This is a genomic window from Arthrobacter sp. AG258 (assembly GCF_004364695.1).
GTDB lineage: Bacteria > Actinomycetota > Actinomycetes > Actinomycetales > Micrococcaceae > Arthrobacter.
Genome location: NZ_SOBI01000012.1, coordinates 68,208 through 87,675, shown reverse-complemented (window position 1 = coordinate 87,675; position 19,468 = coordinate 68,208). Strand labels below are relative to the sequence as shown.

18 protein-coding genes are annotated in these 19,468 nt (G+C 57.6%); 11 read left to right on the top strand and 7 right to left on the bottom strand.

Features of this window, described 5'->3' with window-relative positions:
* Positions 1-3 precede the first annotated feature (3 nt).
* Entirely contained in the window at positions 4-444 is a 441-nt protein-coding gene (locus DFO47_RS20120) for a DUF4913 domain-containing protein (RefSeq protein WP_133832791.1), read from the top strand.
* A 139-nt stretch (positions 445-583) separates the two neighbouring features.
* Here the strand turns inward: DFO47_RS20120 and DFO47_RS20115 are convergent, their stop codons facing one another.
* On the bottom strand, positions 584-847 hold the full coding sequence (locus tag DFO47_RS20115) for a histone-like nucleoid-structuring protein Lsr2 (protein WP_279586716.1): 264 nt from the start codon (positions 845-847) through the stop codon (positions 584-586).
* A 223-nt stretch (positions 848-1,070) separates the two neighbouring features.
* Between DFO47_RS20115 and DFO47_RS20110 the strand changes: the two genes are divergently transcribed.
* From DFO47_RS20110 to DFO47_RS20095, 4 genes are all read left to right on the top strand, one after another.
* A complete protein-coding gene (locus DFO47_RS20110) occupies positions 1,071-1,418 on the top strand; it encodes a hypothetical protein (RefSeq protein WP_133832790.1) in 348 nt (115 codons plus the stop codon).
* Between the two features lie 65 nt (positions 1,419-1,483).
* Positions 1,484-1,909, top strand: coding sequence for a hypothetical protein (locus DFO47_RS20105; RefSeq protein WP_133832789.1), 426 nt, complete (start codon positions 1,484-1,486; stop codon positions 1,907-1,909).
* Positions 1,910-3,396: 1,487 nt separating this feature from the next.
* Positions 3,397-4,842 (top strand): AbgT family transporter, encoded by a 1,446-nt coding sequence (locus DFO47_RS20100; protein WP_133832788.1) that lies wholly within the window; start codon positions 3,397-3,399, stop codon positions 4,840-4,842.
* 19 nt (positions 4,843-4,861) lie between these two features.
* The gene (locus tag DFO47_RS20095) at positions 4,862-5,941 is read left to right on the top strand and encodes an NAD/NADP-dependent octopine/nopaline dehydrogenase family protein (protein WP_133832787.1); all 1,080 of its coding nucleotides are present in this window, start codon (positions 4,862-4,864) and stop codon (positions 5,939-5,941) included.
* Positions 5,942-5,996: 55 nt separating this feature from the next.
* Here DFO47_RS20095 and DFO47_RS20090 read toward each other — a convergent pair whose 3' ends face one another.
* From DFO47_RS20090 to DFO47_RS20065, 6 genes are all read right to left on the bottom strand, one after another.
* Positions 5,997-6,644 (bottom strand): GntR family transcriptional regulator, encoded by a 648-nt coding sequence (locus DFO47_RS20090; protein ID WP_133832786.1) that lies wholly within the window; start codon positions 6,642-6,644, stop codon positions 5,997-5,999.
* A 937-nt stretch (positions 6,645-7,581) separates the two neighbouring features.
* The gene (locus tag DFO47_RS20085) at positions 7,582-8,841 is read right to left on the bottom strand and encodes a glycoside hydrolase family 27 protein (RefSeq protein ID WP_133832785.1); all 1,260 of its coding nucleotides are present in this window, start codon (positions 8,839-8,841) and stop codon (positions 7,582-7,584) included.
* 37 nt (positions 8,842-8,878) lie between these two features.
* Positions 8,879-10,423 (bottom strand): sulfatase-like hydrolase/transferase, encoded by a 1,545-nt coding sequence (locus DFO47_RS20080; RefSeq protein WP_133832784.1) that lies wholly within the window; start codon positions 10,421-10,423, stop codon positions 8,879-8,881.
* A 31-nt stretch (positions 10,424-10,454) separates the two neighbouring features.
* Entirely contained in the window at positions 10,455-11,339 is an 885-nt protein-coding gene (locus DFO47_RS20075; protein ID WP_243835566.1) for a carbohydrate ABC transporter permease, read from the bottom strand.
* Positions 11,329-12,255, bottom strand: a complete 927-nt coding sequence (locus tag DFO47_RS20070) for a sugar ABC transporter permease (RefSeq protein ID WP_133832783.1) — start codon at positions 12,253-12,255, stop codon at positions 11,329-11,331. The genes DFO47_RS20075 and DFO47_RS20070 overlap by 11 nt, the downstream gene beginning before the upstream one ends.
* Before the next feature lie 6 nt (positions 12,256-12,261).
* Positions 12,262-13,554 (bottom strand): sugar ABC transporter substrate-binding protein, encoded by a 1,293-nt coding sequence (locus DFO47_RS20065; RefSeq protein ID WP_133832782.1) that lies wholly within the window; start codon positions 13,552-13,554, stop codon positions 12,262-12,264.
* A gap of 213 nt (positions 13,555-13,767) precedes the next feature.
* On the opposite strand from DFO47_RS20065, the gene DFO47_RS20060 reads away from it, so the two are divergent.
* From DFO47_RS20060 to DFO47_RS20035, 6 genes are all read left to right on the top strand, one after another.
* Positions 13,768-14,778, top strand: a complete 1,011-nt coding sequence (locus DFO47_RS20060; protein WP_133832781.1) for a LacI family DNA-binding transcriptional regulator — start codon at positions 13,768-13,770, stop codon at positions 14,776-14,778.
* 47 nt (positions 14,779-14,825) lie between these two features.
* Positions 14,826-16,133 (top strand): hypothetical protein, encoded by a 1,308-nt coding sequence (locus DFO47_RS20055; protein WP_133832780.1) that lies wholly within the window; start codon positions 14,826-14,828, stop codon positions 16,131-16,133.
* 17 nt (positions 16,134-16,150) lie between these two features.
* Positions 16,151-17,422: a hypothetical protein gene (locus DFO47_RS20050; protein ID WP_133832779.1), complete on the top strand. Its 1,272-nt coding sequence runs from the start codon at positions 16,151-16,153 to the stop codon at positions 17,420-17,422.
* A 216-nt stretch (positions 17,423-17,638) separates the two neighbouring features.
* Positions 17,639-18,619, top strand: a complete 981-nt coding sequence (locus DFO47_RS20045; protein WP_133832778.1) for a formylglycine-generating enzyme family protein — start codon at positions 17,639-17,641, stop codon at positions 18,617-18,619.
* Complete coding sequence (locus DFO47_RS20040; RefSeq protein WP_347876412.1) at positions 18,546-19,055, top strand: DUF202 domain-containing protein; 510 nt, start codon at positions 18,546-18,548, stop codon at positions 19,053-19,055. Before DFO47_RS20045 ends, DFO47_RS20040 begins: the two co-directional genes overlap by 74 nt.
* 3 nt (positions 19,056-19,058) lie before the next feature.
* Positions 19,059-19,406, top strand: a complete 348-nt coding sequence (locus DFO47_RS20035; protein ID WP_133832776.1) for a DUF202 domain-containing protein — start codon at positions 19,059-19,061, stop codon at positions 19,404-19,406.
* The last annotated feature ends 62 nt before the right edge of the window (positions 19,407-19,468 follow it).

Here is a 19,468-nt window from a genome sequence, read left to right as displayed (position 1 = left end):
GCCATGACTATCGAGATCGGCCGGTTCAGTGAACCTCTCAGCTCGGACGCACAGGAAGCTGGCGCTGATGATGGCGAGCAGCAGAAACCCCCGCAGCTGGTTTACGGATCGGCCGAGGAATTCCTGCACGAGCAGCTGCTGCCCACCTACGTCCGTGACGTGGACGGCCGCGCTGCGAAATGGTGCACCGAATGGTATTTCCACCCGGAAGTCGTCTCCCGTGTCGAAGGGCTATGGCGGGCTTGGGAGCACCTGAGACTCGACGGAGCCACCGGCATGAGCGTCTGGTGGCGGGACCATGCTGACCACCACATGAGCGTCCTCCTCGACCCGCGCGGCCCCTTCTACAAATGCGACATGCAAAAGCACCGCGACCCCGAACACCTCGAACCAAAGAAAGCCCCAGCCGGCTGGTTCCCGGACGTACGAACCATTCCGGTCTAACGGCCACAGGAAAGATAGGGCCCAAAAGAAATCGGGGCCGAAATCAGTCATAGATTCCGGCCCCGATTGGTTCTGCTTAGCTTCTAGTCTGCGGCTTCGTACTGCTCTACGACTTCCGCTTGGATACGTCCCCGGGTGTTCACCTGGATGCCGTTCTCAGCCACATCCGCACAGCCTTTACGTCAGTGCCGCCCTGCGACGACCTACTACGGCCTCGCCCACGGCCGCCAGACACCTGGCGGCCGGCACTGGTAAAGCGGGAAAGGACTTCACGCAATTCGTTGGCGTGCCCCTCATTGAGGTCAACCTCGTATTTGCTGCCGTCGAGGGCGAACGATATCGTTTCGTTGGCTTCCGAGCCGTCGATATCATCTTCCAGCAGAACGACTGTCTCTTTTGCCATGGAATAAGGCTCGCAGCGTATTCAACAATTGATGCACGCGATCTCCCTCTGCAGAGGCAGCCTACATGAGCTCCCCGTGAGGGTTCGATAGCGCTTCTAACGACCGGTCATTCTTTACGCGAATGCAACGCCTTGGACTTCCACTTGACTTGAGCTTGCGTTATTAAATAGCTATGCTCCGAGAGTTTCAAGAAATGATTGATCACTATTGGGGGAATGATTAATGAAACACTTTGCGCTGCGTTCTCTATCTAGCGCTGCCGCTGCGTTCTTGCTCTTTGCAAGTGCAGCTCTTCCTGCAAATGCTTCTAGCACAAGCCCGTTCGAAGATTCTTGCAGCGTTACGGAAGTCAATGATGGCGAATGCATAACCGCTGTGGTTTCAGCGGGGGAGGACCCGGTTGTCAACGGAGTCATCCAGCAGTTGCAAATGGGAGTTCCCGTTGATTCCGTCGAAGAATTCGTTCAACGGCGAGGAACGCACAGGTCTGATAATTCACAGAAAAAAATACAGGAGATTGTACAGAAATTTCGAAACGCGCCGTCAAAGGAAGCTAAAAAGACGTTCTGAAGGCTCAGAAGCCCGTTCTAATGAATGCTGGTGGGGTTGGGACGGTTGTGGGTCCTACTCTTGACGTGAAGGACACCATTACATACGAGTATTGCAGTAGCAGTACTGGCATGTGCCGCCCCGCAGGAACAGTGGACGTCGAGTGGAGGATGACAATCGTCGGCAACCTAGAATTCGCTCTTAGTGGGGATTTCACTGTTACTTCCGGTTCGCCAATCCTGATCTCGTCTTCAAACTGCTATACGACCCATGATGGGCTATTCAATATTGATGACAATATCCACAGCTGGCAGAATTGTGCGAATGCCACAACCACCAACGAAGTCATGTACCGCACGATTTTGGGCGAAAATTGGTCCGGTGGAACTATGGGGGAGGTCTATCACCCCACGTACGTTTTTGCATTCAAAAACTTCGCGGCCACATTCCAAAAACAGTGGAGCGGTCGAGAGTATTCGATTGCCAGCAACGGTACGACTTCGTGGTCCTGAAATGGAAGCCGTTTCTTGACGTAACTCGATTCAATTAGCTCGCAGGAAACCCAGTAGAGGTAAGGCTGGATAAGCCGAGGTCGGTTTGATTGTTGACCTTCATGATATGGTCAAACCGGCTTCTGCACCAGTACGTAAGTTTAGAGCTACCAAGTGAGCGGCTATCTGGTATTGGCCGATTGCAAGCTTCTCGAAGACTTCGTTTTCCCAAACTACGGGGAGGGTCAGCCGCTGACCCGGGTGAAGCTCTGGTAGCCGCTCTGCCTGTCCATGCGCAAACCATCCCGTCCCGAGTCGCTGGCCAGCATTGTTAAAGACCACCCCTTGTACGTGCTCGGTGTCCAGCTCTGTGGGAAACCACGGAGTGTCTGAATCATTGGATAGAACCACGTCTAGGGGCCGTGGGTGTTGCCGCGACCGAGTAAAGCGCTCTTGCGCCCACTGCAATCGCAGCCCTTGGCGGCGATGTTCTCGACTTGGAACCGGAAGACAGTTCATCGGTGAGGCGAAGTACCAGCCGTCATCGCCCCGGGCAAGTTGGGTCAGCACCCATCGTCCGAGCTCCGCTGTGGATGGAGCACCTAGGATAAGGACCTCATCGGACCAGGGCTCTATCCGGGTATCAACCACCCGCCAGCCCATCGACGGGAAATCCTTTCCAGCCTTGGGCGGAAGGTGGCCGTTGATTTCTTTTGGGATGCGTCCAGCCACTACGTCCTCCCAAGCGACGCCAGTAGCCTTGAGTGTTTGAGGATGCACCTCCCATACGCCCAACTGGATCAAACCTTCCGATCCAACGTTCATGGTAGTCCCCCAATTTCAGCAGATTAAGTCAGTAATCGGTGTTCCCACCGACATGCTACGTCCCTCCGATTATTGCATTTTGAGCGCAATTCTTCCGAGGACGCAATTTGGAAAATGCGTGCGGCCGCTGAATTCGTGGCGTGGCGTACTGCCGGGAGTGCGGCCCTGAACCTTGCTCTGATTGTCCCGTGCGCCCTTGGACGCGTTCTCGGGACGGTGGAACTCCCGTACAGCATGACGTCGAACTAGACCTGACGTTCTTCGACGATGCGTTCCGGAAGGCTGGCTACAAGTTGGTAGAACCGGGGCACGATCGCTGGTTGGCGGTCACCTTGGAGCAGCCGCCAACGTCATAAACACCCCCTGGTCCAGACTTGCTTCAGGCAGTGATGTTAGCTGAACCAAAGGTCCGGTTGGGGTCGAAGACCATCTTCCGAGCGTGTGCTGAAAGGCGGATTTGGATCTTAACCCGACAGAAATCTAGGGGAATCTGACGTCAGGTTGGGGTGTGCATGGATGGGCATTTGAGTGTGCTCGTGCCCGCAGACTGCAGCATTCAGCTCTCCCTCCAAGGCGTCATTGACACCTGTAAAACTGTCTGACAGTATACTCAGGACTGGCTAGGACGTGACGTGGCTCACGACTGCCAACTGAACCCAATACGCTTTGAAAAGGCAGACCCAATGAGCACAGAAAGTTTCACGAGCGAAGTCGTGCAAACAGATCGGGAGCAACAACAGCCGCGCGGAGATTTGAACGCCTACGTCGTTGTAGCCGTGATCATCGTCTTGGCCGCAATCGCGACGTGGCTGATTCCTGCCGGAGTTTTCGACCGTCAGATCAATCCATCGACTAACGTCAAAGCGGTGGTACCGGGCACGTATCACGCTGTGGAACAGACCCCTGTTGGACCGTGGGACGTTTTCCTTCACATCCAGAGCGGGCTGGTCTCGGCCAGTTCGATCATCTTCTTCATCCTTGCCGTCGGCGGCTGCTTCGGGTTGTTGAGTCAAGGTGGAGGTGTGACGGCTTTGATGGCGAAAGTCATCACCCGGTTCCATGGGAAGGCGTACGAAAAGTGGTCGTTCATCTTCATCTTCGCCGTTTTGTTTGCTTGCTCGGCTTCCTTCGGTTTCGCCGAGCAGGGAATCATCTTCGTGCCGTTCATGGTGATGCTAGCGATTGCCATGGGTTACGACGCCCTTTTGGCTGTCGCTGTCGTAGTATGCGCTACGGCCATTGGATACGCCGGTTCGGTCACAGGCCCCTTCAACGTAGCCATCGCTCAGAACATTGCCGAGCTGCCCCTGTACTCAGGCAGTTGGTTCCGGATCATAGCTGCTGTGGTTCTGTTCTGCATTACGGCGGTATACATCTTCCGTTACGCATCAAAGATCAAGAAGGACCCTTCCAAGAGTCTTGTTTCCCATCTCGACTTCAGCGACGTCGAGATGCCCGAAGATCCCCAGAGCATCGTCATGACCGGCCGGCAGAAGGCCTCTCTCATCATCTTTGGCCTGGCAATTGTCTTCATGGTTGTATCCATGCTCGTTTGGAAATGGGGCCTTCCCCAGCTGACCGGCTACTTCATCCTCGTGGGACTCCTGATCGGTCTTGCTTCCAGGCTCAAAGCCAGCGAAATCGCCGATGGATTCATTGACGGCTCGCGGCAGCTACTGTTCGCAGCCCTCCTGGTCGGATTCGCTCGAGCGGTACAGATCATCCTTGAGCAGGGTCAGGTTATTGACTCCCTAATTAATGCACTGGTTCAGCCCCTGGCGGCCGTTCCCGGAATCCTTGTGCCGGGACTCATGGTCGTGGTCCAGAGCCTGATCAACCTCGTAATCCCCAGTTCCTCCGCCATGGCGGTCGTCACGATGCCCATCATGACCCCGCTGGCCGACCTGCTTGAGGTCCAGCGGCAAACCGCCGTGATTGCCTACCAATTCGGGGACGGCATTACGAACCTGATCCTACCGAGCTACTCCGTTCTGATGGCCGCGCTCGGTCTCGCCCGCGTCCCCTTCGGCAAATGGTTCCGGTTCATCTGGCCACTGACCGTGATCCTGCTCGGCACCGTGATCGTGCTGGCAATGATCGCCGAGATGCTTCGCGTCGGCCCCTTCTAACTTCAAGGAACAAAGACCAATGACTGATCAAAAGACATACGCAGTGCTCGGCCTCGGCAACGGAGGCCACGCGTTCGCCGCTTACCTCAGCCTGAAAGGACAAAGCGTCCAGGCATGGGACGTCGATCCCCAACGCATCGAACAGATCAAGACGAGGGGCAGCATCACCGCGCACGGTGACGGACTGTGCGGAACTGCCGTCATTGACCTGCTGACACCAGATTTAGGTGCCGCTATTCGAGGCGCTGACGTGATCCTGGTCGTGATCCCCGCCATGTATCACGCATCCCTGGCGGAGAAAATGTCTGCCCACCTCACAAAGGGTCAGCTGGTCATCCTCAACCCAGGTGCCACCGGAGGGGCGCTGGAGTTCCGGAGTATCCTCCGCAGGCACGGAGGAGCCGAGGCAACCGTGGGTGAGACCAGCAATATGCTTTTCACCTGCCGCAGCGATGCCCCCGGCGATGTGACTGTCAATGCCATCAAGGAAACAATGGACTTCGCCTGTGTTCCCGCGTCAATGACCAGCTGGGCACAAGAACAGATCAGCTTCGCCCTGCCCCAATTTAGCGCCGTGGATAACGTCCTCTGCACCAGCCTGACGAACATCAACGCCATGATGCACCCGCTGCCCACCGTCTTGAACGCCGCACGCTGCGACGCCGGCTCCCCGTTCCAGTACTACTTGGAGGGCATCACCCCAGCAGTGGCAACCCTCGTGGAGCAACTGGACAACGAGCGCCTGGAGATAGCAAAAGCCTTCGGAGTCACCGTCCAGTCATTAGCCCAGTGGTACAAAGACAGCTACGGGCGGGACTCCGAGAACCTGTATGAGGCCGTGCACGGAAACAACGCATACCGTGGCATCTCCGGACCCACCAACCTGCAAACCCGCTACCTGACCGAAGACGTAGCGACAGGACTCGTCCCGCTGTCGGAATTCGGCAGGGCCGTCAACGTGCAGACACCCCTGATGGACGCCGTTATCGAACTAGCTTCATCCCTCATCAGGGTTGACTTCCGAAAAGAGGGACGCACGCTAGAGAAACTCGAACTCGCAGGATTGGATGTAGCCGAAATAACGTCCTACGTTGCATGAATAGTGGCCGGCCCGCATCCATGCGATGGGCGCCGGCCGCTCACTCATGTCAAGACTACGGCTGGCGAACAGATTGAAGAGCAAGCCTTTCCGATTCAGCCAGCCGCCGACCCAGTTCTTTCCTTGCCTCTGCCACTTGTCGTGTTGTAATCAGTTCACACAGACGCCTGTTCGCGGTAATCAGAGACTGCCACTCATCTTCGTAGGCCAAATCGATGGCGGTGAGGCGGAGCCTGGTCAGCAACTGAAGCTCCAGCGCTGACAAATCGGGAGAGTCGAGCAGGTCCACAATCGATTCATGCATCTTGAAATCTGAGGTCACTTGGATGTCTGCCGTTTCACCTGCCACAGCCTGCTCTATCTCGGAGATAACCCGCCAGAAGTCGTCAAGTCTCGCTTGAGGTGCATCGGCCACGGCATCTATACCTGACAGCTCCAACACACGGCGCGCACGATAGGCCTGGCGGATGTCTGCTGCCGAGAGCTGAGTGACCCGAAGAACCCGGTTGGTGGCGCTTCTGCTCAGCAGGCCTTCACTCTCCAAAGCCACCAACGCGTGGCGCATGGTCGGCCGCGAAACACCCATCTTTGCCGCAATCGCATCCTCGGTTACGGGCTGGCCCGGAAGCATTTCCCGGCGGAGGATCTGCGCCCGTACCTCATTAATCAGCTGCTCCGTGACCGTTATCCGCTTGACGCTCATAATCCGTGTCCCCTTCCCACCAAAAACCAGGACGATACCAATGTTAGACAGCCTGTCAGACAGTCGTACTGTCAGCCAACTTCGTCCTCTTTTTGTTCTCAGAAAAGGATAAGTGCGTGTTTCGGTACTCAGAATGGAGCCAGCTGGTGGGGGTGACGGTTGAGGTGCGAAGAGGGGGCCAGCCGATACGACTGGCACGTGTCCAACAGGCCATGCCTGATAACTCTGCCGTATGGCTGGCCGCTGAAGGAGTGGAAGGTCGGGTGCTTTTGAATGCCGCTGAGGGATTTGAACTCTGGGTCAATGCTGAGATATTCGCCATGTTGGCCCTAGCCATAGGCACCGGAAGCGCACTCAACCTTGAATGGGTTCGGATGCCAGTCTTTTCAACAGGTGATCAATCACCCGGAATCCGCCCTGAGCAGAGGCGCATCTGATCGAGTTCAAGGGTGCAGCAGCGGCTTAACTCCAGTTGCCTTGGCTTTTGATTAGTGGTACTGACACTTGGTCAGGACTGTGACTGGAGGTTCCGCTCCCGTGTTTGTCCGTAGGGAACCTCATCGCTGAGCTGCACGGTGAACAGCTCTGGACTGTGACGGAGGATCAGAACTCCCCTCGTTTTATGGGCAACGGCATGGGCTATTGCGACGCGTTCGGCCGCTTCAAGATCACGGTCTCTGGTGGCCCGATCGATCGCCTTGATAGTTATGACTAGATCGGGTTGTTCCGCGCTCTGGTTCCCGCTTTTAGAACTAGTTGATGATGTCCTTGGCTTCATCGTGCTGCGTCGGTCTGGAGCGCTGTTGGCGTTTTTCATAGATTCTTTCCTCACCACGACCCGCGGCCGGTTTCCGTGGGAAGCGCATAGCTGAGTCGGAGCTCTGTTGATGTCAGATGCCGGGGACGGTCGGCAGGGGTCGCCGCCCCCGGCCTTGACTCAGGAGATGCGAATCAGTGTTCCGCCATGGGCGGGAACATCTACTTGAATCGCTGCGGCAGCGTTGGTGAGGGCGCTCTTCCCGTTCCAGAGGTCTTCCGCAGAGGTGAGGTCTTTGATATCGAAGATTGCTGGGTCGAGGGCGATAGTGCGGTCTTCTTTGTCGAGGTTGAACACGCCGACAACCTGGTTGTCGTCCAGGTTGGCGGCCCAGATCACGACGTTGTTCTCACGTGTCACTTCTCGTGCGTTGCGTCCGCGTGCGTTTACATCTAGAACTGCTTCATTGGTCAGCAGAGATTTTGTCCAGTCATCGAGACGGGTCAAGTCCGAGCCCAGCATGAGGGGTGAGCCGGCAATGGCCCAAAGACTCATGAGGGTTCTTTGTTCAGCGCGTGTAAAGCGTGTGTGGCGGTCCCTGATTCCGCCGTCTCCCGACCGAAGTCCGATGTAGCCAAGGGGGAGCATATCAGCGTCCGGCCAGTGCCCCGGTCCTGCATGGGGAGCCCATCGTGCACAGGTATCGAATGCCTCGTGAAGGTCTGCCCACCGGTCCCAGAAATCAGCTGTGGTGCGCCACATCTCGGCGTTGGCAATCAGATGCCCGGCTTGCTCCACCTCGGTGGGTCCGCAGGAGAGGCTGAGGACCATCGGTCTGCCGCAGCGTTCGATTGCCCGGCGTATCAGGGTGATTTCTCCCTGGTGGTAGGGAAGGAGGATGTCATCGACTTTGACGAAGTCAACTCCCCAAGAGGCGTAGAGACGGAAGAGCGAGTCGTAGTATTCCTGGGCACCGGGCTTGCTGGCGTCGATCCCGTACATGTCGGTGTTCCAGGTGCAGATGTCGGCTCGGGCTGCGATATCGCGTGCGGTGACGTCTGTCCCTTCGATGGCAGTTCCCTGATGTACCGCCTGGCGGGGGATCCCGCGCATAATGTGGATCCCGAATTTCAGGCCAAGTTCATGGGTTTTACGTGCCAGAGGCGCGAAACCCTCAGTCCCAGAAGCGGAGGGAAAGCGAACCCCGGCAGGGATGAGCCGGGAGTACTCGTCCATTTCCAGAGGAACGAACGGGCGGTAAAAGGAGTCCTTGGCGTGGGGTTCGTACCACTGAATGTCTACTACGGCTGTGTCCCATCCGAAGGGAAGGAGTTCCGTGGCGAGGACGTGGGCGTTCGCGAGGAACTCGTCCTCATTTATGCTCGCTCCGTAGGAGTCCCAGCTGTTCCATCCCCGTGGCGGTGTTTGTGCGAGGGTCATTGTTTCGTTCCTTGAGTCTTTCTGTTCTGCGTTCATGTCAGGCGTTATGGGCTTGGGCCTGGTCCACGATCGTGGGCCCGTAGGAGGAAAGCGCCGTGAAAATGTATTGGTTGAAAATTTCGTCGTTGTAGCGGAGAGCGTTGTTCCATACCCGCTGATAAAGCTCTTTGACGACGGCGTGGAGGTTTTCGGGGATGACGTCGAGGGGGCCGACCTCGGTCCTCCTGGCGTCGGTGCGGGTGTGCAGCAGGTTGTTCATTTCGTCGGGATCTGTTCCCAGGTCGTAAAGCTCATCGTCGTCAAACAGGTTGCATACGAGCTTCCATCGGTCGGTCACAACGATTCGTTGGATGCCGTACGCTTCATTTCCGTTGGATTGGAAGAACAGCTCGTCGCGGATCTCCCCTTGGTGCTTGCCGGTAAGCAGGGGGGCGAGCGATATCCCGGACATAGGTGTCGTTGGTTCGAGGCCGGACATGTCGAGCAGTGTCGGCCCCATGTCTACTAGCGAAATTTTTGAATTGCAGATGGTGCCCTGCACTTCCGTCGGCATTCCCGGCCAGCTGATGACTGTAGGGATGTGGTAGGCGGATTCGAAAGATGGCAGTCCTTTGCACCACAGTCCGTGATCCCCGGTGTAGTCGCCGTGGTCGGAGAGGTACAGGACTGCGGTGTTATCGCTGGCTCCGCTTTCGTCCAGGGCGTCGAGCAGACGCCCGAACAGGTAGTCTTCGTAACTGCAGAAGGCCAGGTAGTGACGGATGGTCTCCCGCTGCTCCCTTTCGGAGAGTTGGTCAAAGCGGTCACGTGTCCGCCGGTACATGGTTGGCTTGTCCGCCATGGGATCGGCGAAGTTTTCAGGCAGCTCGATGTCGTCAAGGTTGTACATGTCCAGGAACCGTTGTGGGGGAGTGTACGGGTCGTGCGGTCCCATGGTGCCGACGTAGAGCAGCCAGGGCTTGTCGCCGGTGCCGGCTTCACCCCGAATGTAGGCTTCTGCCTGGTCCACGACGGCATCGTCCTGCCAGGGATGTTCCTTGACTCCGTAGTGGATGTACTGGGGAAATCCGGGGCGGATAATTTCGCCGTCGATCCGGTCCTGCGGGCTGCTAGGGCTGGGGCCTTTCCAGTCGTTGCGGATTTCCTGGGCGCGGGCGAGATCCCGCTGGCCCTCCAGGGTGCAGGGCTTTGGCGGCATGGGCGGGGAGACCATAAGTTCCCGCCACCCGAGTTCAGACGGCCGTTGGGCATTGCTGACATGCCACTTGCCGCTGATTGCGAGCTCATATCCCGCGCGAATGAAGGAGCTGGACCAATAGGCTGTCCCTTCCCGAGGCCCTCTGCTGAACGCATTCGTGAGGTTGACGTTGTTCCATACACCGTGTTCTGACGGGTAGAGGCCGGTGAAGAAGCTGGCTCGTGAGGGACAGCAATGCGGCGACGGAGTGTATGACCGGGCAAACGTTGCCGCGCGTTGCCGGAATGCGTCTAGAAAGGGAGTCCTTGCTTTAAGGCGATGTTCGGGCAGTACGGTTGCTCCGCGCTGTTGATCTGTCATGAAGATCAGGACGTTCGTGTTCATTTGTTCCTTTCGGGAGCATGGGGGAGTGCCACTAACGTGTTCCCGTGAAGGCAATGCCGGAGATGAAACGCCGCTGCAGGACCAGGAACAAGATAACCATTGGCAGCTCTGCAATGAACGATCCGGCCATGAGCATCGGGTAATCGGTAATGCCTTGGCCGATGAGGGTCGAAAGCCCCGCCGAAAGGTTCAGTTTGTCCGTTCCGGAGTTGACGACCAGTGGCCAGAGCAGTTCATTCCAGGAAAACAGGGCCGTGAAAATGGCGAGTGCGATCATTCCGGGCCGGGCCAGCGGCATCATGATGGAGAAAAAGGTGCGGAAGAACCCTGCACCGTCCAGCTTTGCCGCCTCTTCCAGCGACGGCGGGAGGCTCCGGAAAAATTGGCGCATTAGGAACGTTCCGAAGGCGCTAAACAGTCCGGGAGCTATAAGTCCAGGAACGGTGTTGAGCAGTCCGAGGCCCTTCATGATCTCCGTTTGCGGGAGCATATACAGTTCCCGCGGCACCATCATGATGGCCAGCAATGCCAGGAAGAGCGTGTTCCGGAAGGGGAACCGCAGCCGCGCAAACGCATAGCCAGCCATTGAACAGAACGCTACCTGGAACGCGGTCCGCACGAGGACAGAGGCCACCGAGTTGGCGACCAGCGCCCCGAATGGAAGCGCGGTAAGTGCCTTCTCGTAATTGGTGAAATTCCACTGCGCGGGGAGCAACTGAGGAGGCACAAGAAGCGCTTCGTCAATGGTCTTGAACGACGTAAGTACCTGCCACAGGAACGGAAAACACATCACCACAGCGCCGAGAATCAACGCGGCATGGGTCCAAAACATGCCGTTACGGCGCCTTGTACGCTGCGCAGCATTCTCTGCGCTTGGCAAGACAGTAGAACGCCTGGTTGGGAGATCAAGACTCATAGTGGACCCACCGTTTCTGCAGGGCGAACTGGACGGCAGTCAGACTCATGGTCAGCAGCAGCAGGATAGTGACGATTGCTGCGGCGTAGCCGCGGTCATGGAGGATCACACCGTGTTCGTAGAAGTAGTAGACAATGGTTTGCGCGGATTCGATGGCGGGGTTTGCCGGTCCCATCATGATGAATACCAGGTCAAACGTCTGCAGGGAGCCGATGACCGTCAGTACCGATACCAGGAAAATCGTGGGGCTGGTTATCGGGACGCTGATGGAGAAAAACCGTCGCATGGGACTTGCGCCATCAAGGGTGGCGGCCTCGAGCAATTCATCCGGTACGCCCTGCAGCCCGGCAAGGATCAGAACAACGTGGTGACCGATTGAGGCCCAGACCCCCACCAGGCCGATGGCCGCGATGACAAACCGGGGATCTGTCAGCCACTGGATGTTAGGCGCACCGAAGATACCGAGAAACTGATTAATCAGGCCGTAGTCGCCGTTGTAGAGGAGCTTCCAGATCATCGCGATGGCAACAGGCATCGTCACAACGGGAAGGAAGTACAGGACGCGGTATCCGCTTTGGAAGCGCAGTCCCGGTCGATTCAACAGCCCCGCGATGACCACAGAGATGGGGATTCCAAGCAGCCCGATAACACCGTACAGGAGCGTGTTGAGGACTGCTTGCCACATCTGTGGATCTTGGAAGAGCTTTATGTACTGGTCTAACCAGATAAAAGTCTCGCCCGTAAAGACGCCTGTCTTTGTCAGCGACAGGTAGGTGTTGCGCACGATCGGGTAGAAGTTCAGGACGGTCACGCCGGCGAAAAGCGGGGCGATGAACAGCAGGCCTGCTATGGCTTCCTGACGCCGGGCCTTTCGCGGATTTCGTCGCCTTGGTTCTAGTAATGGGGTAGACGTCATAGTCTTCTACTTCTTGAGGTTCTTTTCTTGATCCAGCTGGCCCTGCATGTCCTTCGCGAGCTTTGCTGACGCGTCTGCGACTGATGCCTTCTGTTCGAAAGCCGGCGTGAGGTCATCCACGATGGATTTAAGCCACGCTGATGAATTCAGTGAGGCGGGCAGGGGGAAGGCTTCCTCCACGGCTGCCGTGACGGGCTTGAGATCAAAGAGGCCATTGAATTTGCCGACGTAGTTGCTGTCGGTCGAGGGGTAAGCAGTGAGTCCGATACCGTCCTTGGAGTAGATTTCGGCGGCGGTCTTAGAGCCCAGGAACTGGATGAGTTTGTAGGACTCTTCCGGGTGTTTGGCTTTGGCCGGCATAACGTTGCCGAGTGAAGAACTGGGCGTTCCGTTGCTCTTGGGTCCGTGCGGGACGGTGACGACACCGATGGATCCGTCCTTTGCCAACTGCGTCTGACCGTACTGGCTAGCAAACCATGAGCCCTGGTACAGCATGCCCATCTTGCCGGAGAGGAACAGACTGTTCATGTCTGTTTGCGCGAGGTCGGACAGCGTTGGGGAGGAACCGTCCGCGACGAGGTCTGTCCAGAACTGAATTCCCTGCTGTGCTTCCTTTTCGCCAAACCCTGTTTTGGTCTTATCCTCTGAGAGCACATAGCCGCCGGCCTGAGGAACGGTCGTCTGCACCGACACGTGCCCCTGGTCCAGAGAGGATGCCGTTCCCCATACTCCAGCTGACTTATTCGTCAGCTTCTTGGCGATGGAACGAAAGTCGTCCCACGTCCAGGAGGGATCAGGGTAGGCAATGCCGGCGGCATCGAACAGCTTCTTGTTGTACCAGACAGTGATGGCGTCGCGGTTGTTCGGCAGCGAGTACAGCTTCTGATCCCAGGTGTAGATGTCCCGCATGTTCTCCGGGATCTGGCTGGCGTCAAAGCCGGAGGCTTTAACCTTCTCGTCGATCGGTGCAATCACTCCCTGCGATGCATACAACGGGAAGTTGTAGGGGTTGAGCCAGAAGACGTCGGGAAGCGTGTCGTTACTAGCCTCATTTTGCAGTTTGGAGAAATACTGCGCGAAGCCCGTCAACTGGATCTTGACGTTGATCTTCGGGTTCTCCTTGTGGAACTCATCGAACATCTTCTCGAAGGTAGCCACCTGGTCCTGCTGCCACATGCTGTAGGTAAGAGTCACCTCCTCGTCAGAGGCGGGGGCGGACGCCGAATTCGAGCACGCAGTCATACCGGTCAACGCAATAACGCCGGCGGCAGCCGCAGCTATAAGCCTCGATAACTTCATCGTTATTCCTTCTGTTTCGAGTTTGGTCTGGGGAATGGATCAACCTGAAAGCACTTTCACCAATGTCTGCTAGATCACACCAGTGAGCAACTGAAGCCCAAGCTAGCACAGGCGTAAGGGCTTTGAAAGCAATTTCATGAAATTGCTTTCAAAACCGGTTTTCGTCCCGTAGAGTGGCTGTCGGAGGCAGTGGCGCTAACAAAGGGAGCAGACATGACGGTATCGGCGCAGGTTGCGCGGAGGGCGACCATCAGCGATGTCGCGGCCTTGGCTGGAGTGTCCATCCCGACGGTCTCGAGATATTTGACCGGGTCCACGCCAGTCAGCGCTGCTAAACGCGAGGCCGTCGAAAGGGCGATCCATGAGCTGGATTACCGGCCCAACGGCGCCGCACGACAACTCGGTGGAGGGAAGAAGTCCCTAATTTCTGTCCTGACCACAAACACGACCCGCCTGGGCTATGCCAATACTCTGCAGGGGATTGAGCAGGCGGGCCGCGATTTGGGGTACATGGTTGCGATAACGGTGCTGGATGGGGCTGCCAGCGGTGATCTTGAGCGCACCATAGATCTGGCAACCAGCCAGCCAACGGCAGGTGTGCTGGTGATTGACTTCGACCCCACTGCCCGCCGTGCCCTTGGCTTGATCAGGAATGACATCAACTCACTTGCCGTGACATCCCACTTGGATCAGGAGCACCCGCAGGTTCGTTTAGACGACTATGAGGGCGGCCGAAAGGCCACTGAATACCTTCTTGCTCTCGGGCATCGCACTGTTCACTACGTTGCCACACACCCAACTCCTGAACTTATTGGCCGTACCTCCGGCTGGCAGGAAGCTCTTGAAGATGCCGGCGCGCCGATTCCCGGAATTATCACAGCCGCGTGGACCATCCGTTCTGGTTTTGACGCTGGGCTGGACCTCGTCCGAGATCCCACTGCCACCGCCGTCCTTTGCGGCAATGATGAAATCGCCTTCGGCGTCATCCGTGCATTTCAGACCTCCGGGAAGCGGGTGCCTGAAGACATCAGCGTCATCGGTTTTGATAACCACCCGCACGCGGAGTTCTGGGAACCGGGTCTAACGACCATCGACCAGGATTTCGTCAACCTGGGTTCCGCGGCCGTCCGTGCACTCGTCGGCGCTCCAGGCGAATCCGCCGCACCCAAAGCCAAGCTCATTGTCCGGGGAAGCACGGGCCCGGCACCCAAAGACCACGTTTAGGAATCACCTAACGGGAATCGCGTCGAAGACGCAGAGAGGCGTTTGCCATGCGCAAAACCAGACGATTTGCCTGCATCACCGCTTTTTCTCTAACCTCCGTAATTCCATTTGGTACAGCCACCGCAGCCGTTGCGCTCACTGATCCTCCGCCTCACTCATCCGAAACGGGAGTGCACACTACCTTCACCCAAGGAAACCTTGCCTCCTTCAACCGGGATAACGAAGCCGGGGACCAGGATGGAGTTCAATGGCTTCCTGACCTTCATACGCTGGTGATCAACCAGCCTGGAAACTACAAGATCGCCGGCGTCGTCGCAGCGAACATTCGTATCGATTCGGCTCCGGGAACCGTGAACATCTACGGTGTCAACAAAAACGTCTCCGATCAGGACTTCGACACCGAGACCGAGCGGGCTTCGTTCTTCAACATGCGCAAAGGCGGCGATCAAGGAAACGTCGCAGTAGGACCTGATGGGGACGTCGATGCTCCCGGTTACCGGTCAAGTGTTTTAACGGGCGTCTTCATCAACAATCCCATCGACCCGACCAACCCCGACTCAGTAATCCAGGCCTCCCAAACCAATCAGGCCACGATCAATCTGCACAATTTCACCATTCTTGGCGACGGCCAAAACGCAGTGCGCCCCCTCTACGGAAACGTTGACGGAGTCATGTCGGACTTGGTCGTCATCACACCCCCGTTTGGAGTTTCCAGCAGCCGTCCACGTGGAAGTGGAGGCGGCGGAGTCGAGATCGGAACCAATGGGCTTCTGCAGAACAGCTTCCTCAAAGTCGGCGACGACGCCATCAAACCCAAAATGACAGGATCCCAGGCCAAAGCCATCAGGGTACAGCTCCAGGAAAGCGGAGCAGCCGTGCAGTTCGGATGGTCACCCATTCAAGCCGAAGGAAACGCTACCGTCACCGACGTCACCGTGAACGGCTGGCTGAAACAAACCGCCAACGGCGACACACGCCCCGGCGCGGGCGAAAGTGTCATCGGTGGAGTCATCGGCGGAAATGAAGACAACTACACGGCTACGGGGATTCACGTACAACCGGACGAAGGAAAAACCTTCCCGAATATCGTGCGCCTGCAATTCCCCCAGGACCCAGCAATCCCCAACATCCAGCTTCAACTCGACTTGGCCGCCAACACGACATTCACCAATGTCAACGGAAAAGGGGCAACCCACAGCTTCGTGTTCATCCGCCCCGACGGACTCACCCAACAGACCGTTCAGCTGAATGCAACCCAGCAGACCCCAACCGGAACCGTTCAAATCACCCCGACCGACCCAACTTACGCACCATACTTCTCCGTTTCTCCGCGCGTGACCGTCGCAGCCAACTGAACAGGAATTCAGAACTCATGGGAAATAAACGAACAGCCAGCATCACAGCAGGACTCGTCCTCCTTGCAGCGTCAGGTCTCAGCGCTGCGACACCGGCTTCTGCGCTCACCCCGACCATCATCCAAGCCGGCGGCCTCTCTGCGTTCAACAACGACAACGCTTCCGGCGACGCCGACGGCGTCCAATGGCTAAGCAGCATCCGGACGCTGGTTCTGGCCAAGCCTGGCGACTACCGCATCGACGGTATCGTCGCAGCCAACATCCGAGTGAGCGCGAGTGCCGGCACCGTCAATATCTACGGAACCAACAAGGACTACGACGACCTCGACGTCAACACCCAGACGAAGCGAGCCGCATTTTTCAACAATCGGGCCGGCGGAGACAACGGCACCGTAAGCGTCGGAGCCAGCGGCACGGTTAACGCCCCCGGATACACCACCAGTGCACTGGTCGGCGTCTTTGTCCCCAACACCAGCCAGCCCTCAAACCCCGACTCGGTAATTCAGGCATCGTCGGCGAACAACGCCACCATCAACCTTCACAACTTCACGATCTTCGGCGATGGGCAAAATGCTGTGCGCCCCCTGCAGGGCAACATGAGCGGTGTCATGACAAACATGATCGTGGTCAACCCGGGATTTGGCGTCTCCTCCAGCCGCCCTGGAGGCAGTGGGGGCGGGGCGTTTGAAATTGGCGCGAATGGAAGCCTCACCAAGTCCTACCTCAAGGTCGCTGACGACGCCATCAAGCCCAAACTAAGCGGAGCATCGGCCTCAAATATCCGCGTCGATCTTCAAAACAGCGGCGCCGCTGTCCAATTTGGATGGTCGCCTGGGCAATCACAAGGCAACGTCACTGTCAGCAATATCAACGTCAACGGTTACATACGGCAGACATCCGGGGATGACCGCCCCGGTGCCGGTGAATCAGTGGTGAGCGGAGTCATTGGCGGCAACACGGACAACTACTCGGCGACCGGAATCCACGTCCACCCCGACACTGGAAAGACGTTCCCGAATATCGTCCGCTTACAGTTCCCCGACGCCTCCGCCGTTCCTACAGTCCAAATTGGAATGGACTTGTCCTCGAACACGTCGCTGACCAATGTCACAGGCACCGGCGCCACTCACAGCTTCGACTTCATTCGGCCCACCGGCGTGGCACAACAGACCGTGCATCTGGCGGTAACCAAGACGACCGCAACAGGGGAGGACGCCGTAACACCAACAAGCCCAACGTACGGTCAGTACTTCACCGTTCCATCAACAGTCACACTCGCAAATCCCTAACACCCCCTTGTAGGCCAGGTGGAGGCGAAAGCGGCAAGTTGCCCTTCACCTGGCCTACACGTCGGCGACGCCTACGAAGCATTCGCTGTCTAAAGCGTGTGTAAATTCCCGCGTAGGTGACCGGCATCAAAGACCTTCCTGCCGGAAGTAGCCCAAACGTTGAGACCTGAAAGGCTGAGTCATATGCCCGAACCCATTCGGGTCCAGCGCACGTCAATGAACATCAGTGCCGACGCCGGCGCCTGTTCGCCATCGCACTCAGGGTGCTGCACGCCTTCCAGATCCACCGACCGCACGTCGGAAAGGCTCGCACTGCCTAGCCTCAAGAGCAAGCCAGAGTTGCCGGCTCATGTGGACTTAGCGATCCCCGGCGGCACATTTATGATGGGCGATGCCTTTGGAGAAGGCTATGTGGCCGACGGTGAAACCCCGGTCCATGAAGTGAGTTTGAACGACTTCAGAATCGATGCCACAACAGTGACAAATCGGATGTTCTCCGTGTTCGTCCTAGCTACCGGTTACCGAACGGAGGCGGAACAATTCGGGTGCTCCGCCGTCTTTCACACGCTGTCAACCGCCAGCAGAGACGACGTCCTTGCGGCCGCTCCCGCGGCTCCCTGGTGGCTGAATATTCGCGGGGCGTACTGGGCCCAACCAACAGGACCAGGCTCAAGCTGGAAGACAATTCCGGATCACCCGGCAGTCCACATCTCACACAACGATGCGCTGGCTTACTGCGGCTGGGCGGGCCGTCGCTTACCCACAGAAGCGGAATGGGAATACGCTGCCAGGGGTGGACTCGCGGGCAAACGCTACGCCTGGGGAAACGATCTTGCTCCCGACGGCGACCACCGCTGCAATATTTGGCAGGGAACCTTCCCTACGAACAACACCCTTGACGACGGCTACCTTGGTACTGCCCCCGTCCGCTCATTCCCGCCGAACGGCTTTGGCCTATACGAAGTCGCCGGAAACGTGTGGGAGTGGTGCAGCGACTGGTTTCTCCCCAAGTACTACCGCAATTCGCCGCGGGTTAACCCGCAAGGACCAACAATAGGAGCTGGCCGCGTCATGCGCGGCGGCTCATACCTCTGCCACGACTCTTATTGCAACCGGTACCGGGTTGCTGCCAGGACCGCGAACACACCTGATTCATCGACCGGAAACTGCGGATTCCGCACCGTCGCTTGTAATTGACCGCCCGCCGCTTGCCCGAGAAAGCCTTTCCACCTTGCCCAACAACAACTCAACCCTGCCAAGGCCAGCCCGAGGCAGGCTTTCAACCCTGCTGCTGTCCGGTGGCAGCGAACCGGACCCGCGTTTCAGTTTGGCAAATGAACGAACCTTCCTTGCATGGATACGCACTTCACTCGCCCTTCTCGCAGGAGGGGTCGCAGTCGACGCCTTCTTGGCTGGCTTCCTTAGTCCTGCAATCCACAAGACGATCGCCCTGCTTCTTTTCGCCCTGGCCCTGCTCCTTGGAGGCGGCTCATTCTTTCGATGGCTCAACATAGAGCGTGCAATGCGGCGGGGAACACCACTACCGTTACCTTGGATCGCCCCACTCCTTGCCGGGGGAGCCGCCGTTGTGACCGCAACCCTAATTTCTGTCTTCCTTGCCAGGTGGACCTAGATCATGGCCCCGGTCAAACATCACCCCGCCCATCAGGACAGCGGTCTCCAGCCAGAACGCACAGACCTCGCCTGGAGGCGCACTGCGCTGTCCCTATTCGTCATCGCGTGTGCTTTTCTGCGCTGGCTTCCACTCCACTATTGGTACATTGGCATCCTCACCGGAGCGGCAGTTGCACTGGCGGCAGTAATCAGCGCGACGCGAAAGGGCCGTTTTCGTAGCGCTGTTCGAGGCATCAATACGGAAGAGATGCCGCCAAACACGGAAGCGACCTCAATGTTGGCCGCTGGCACTGCACTCCTTTCCGCACTCGCCCTTTTCTGTGTGGTGTTCCGGCCTCCCGGAACCTGACGCCCACCCGAACTTCCCCGGCCCACAGCAGCCGCATGGGCTCGATGATTCCCACACTTGGT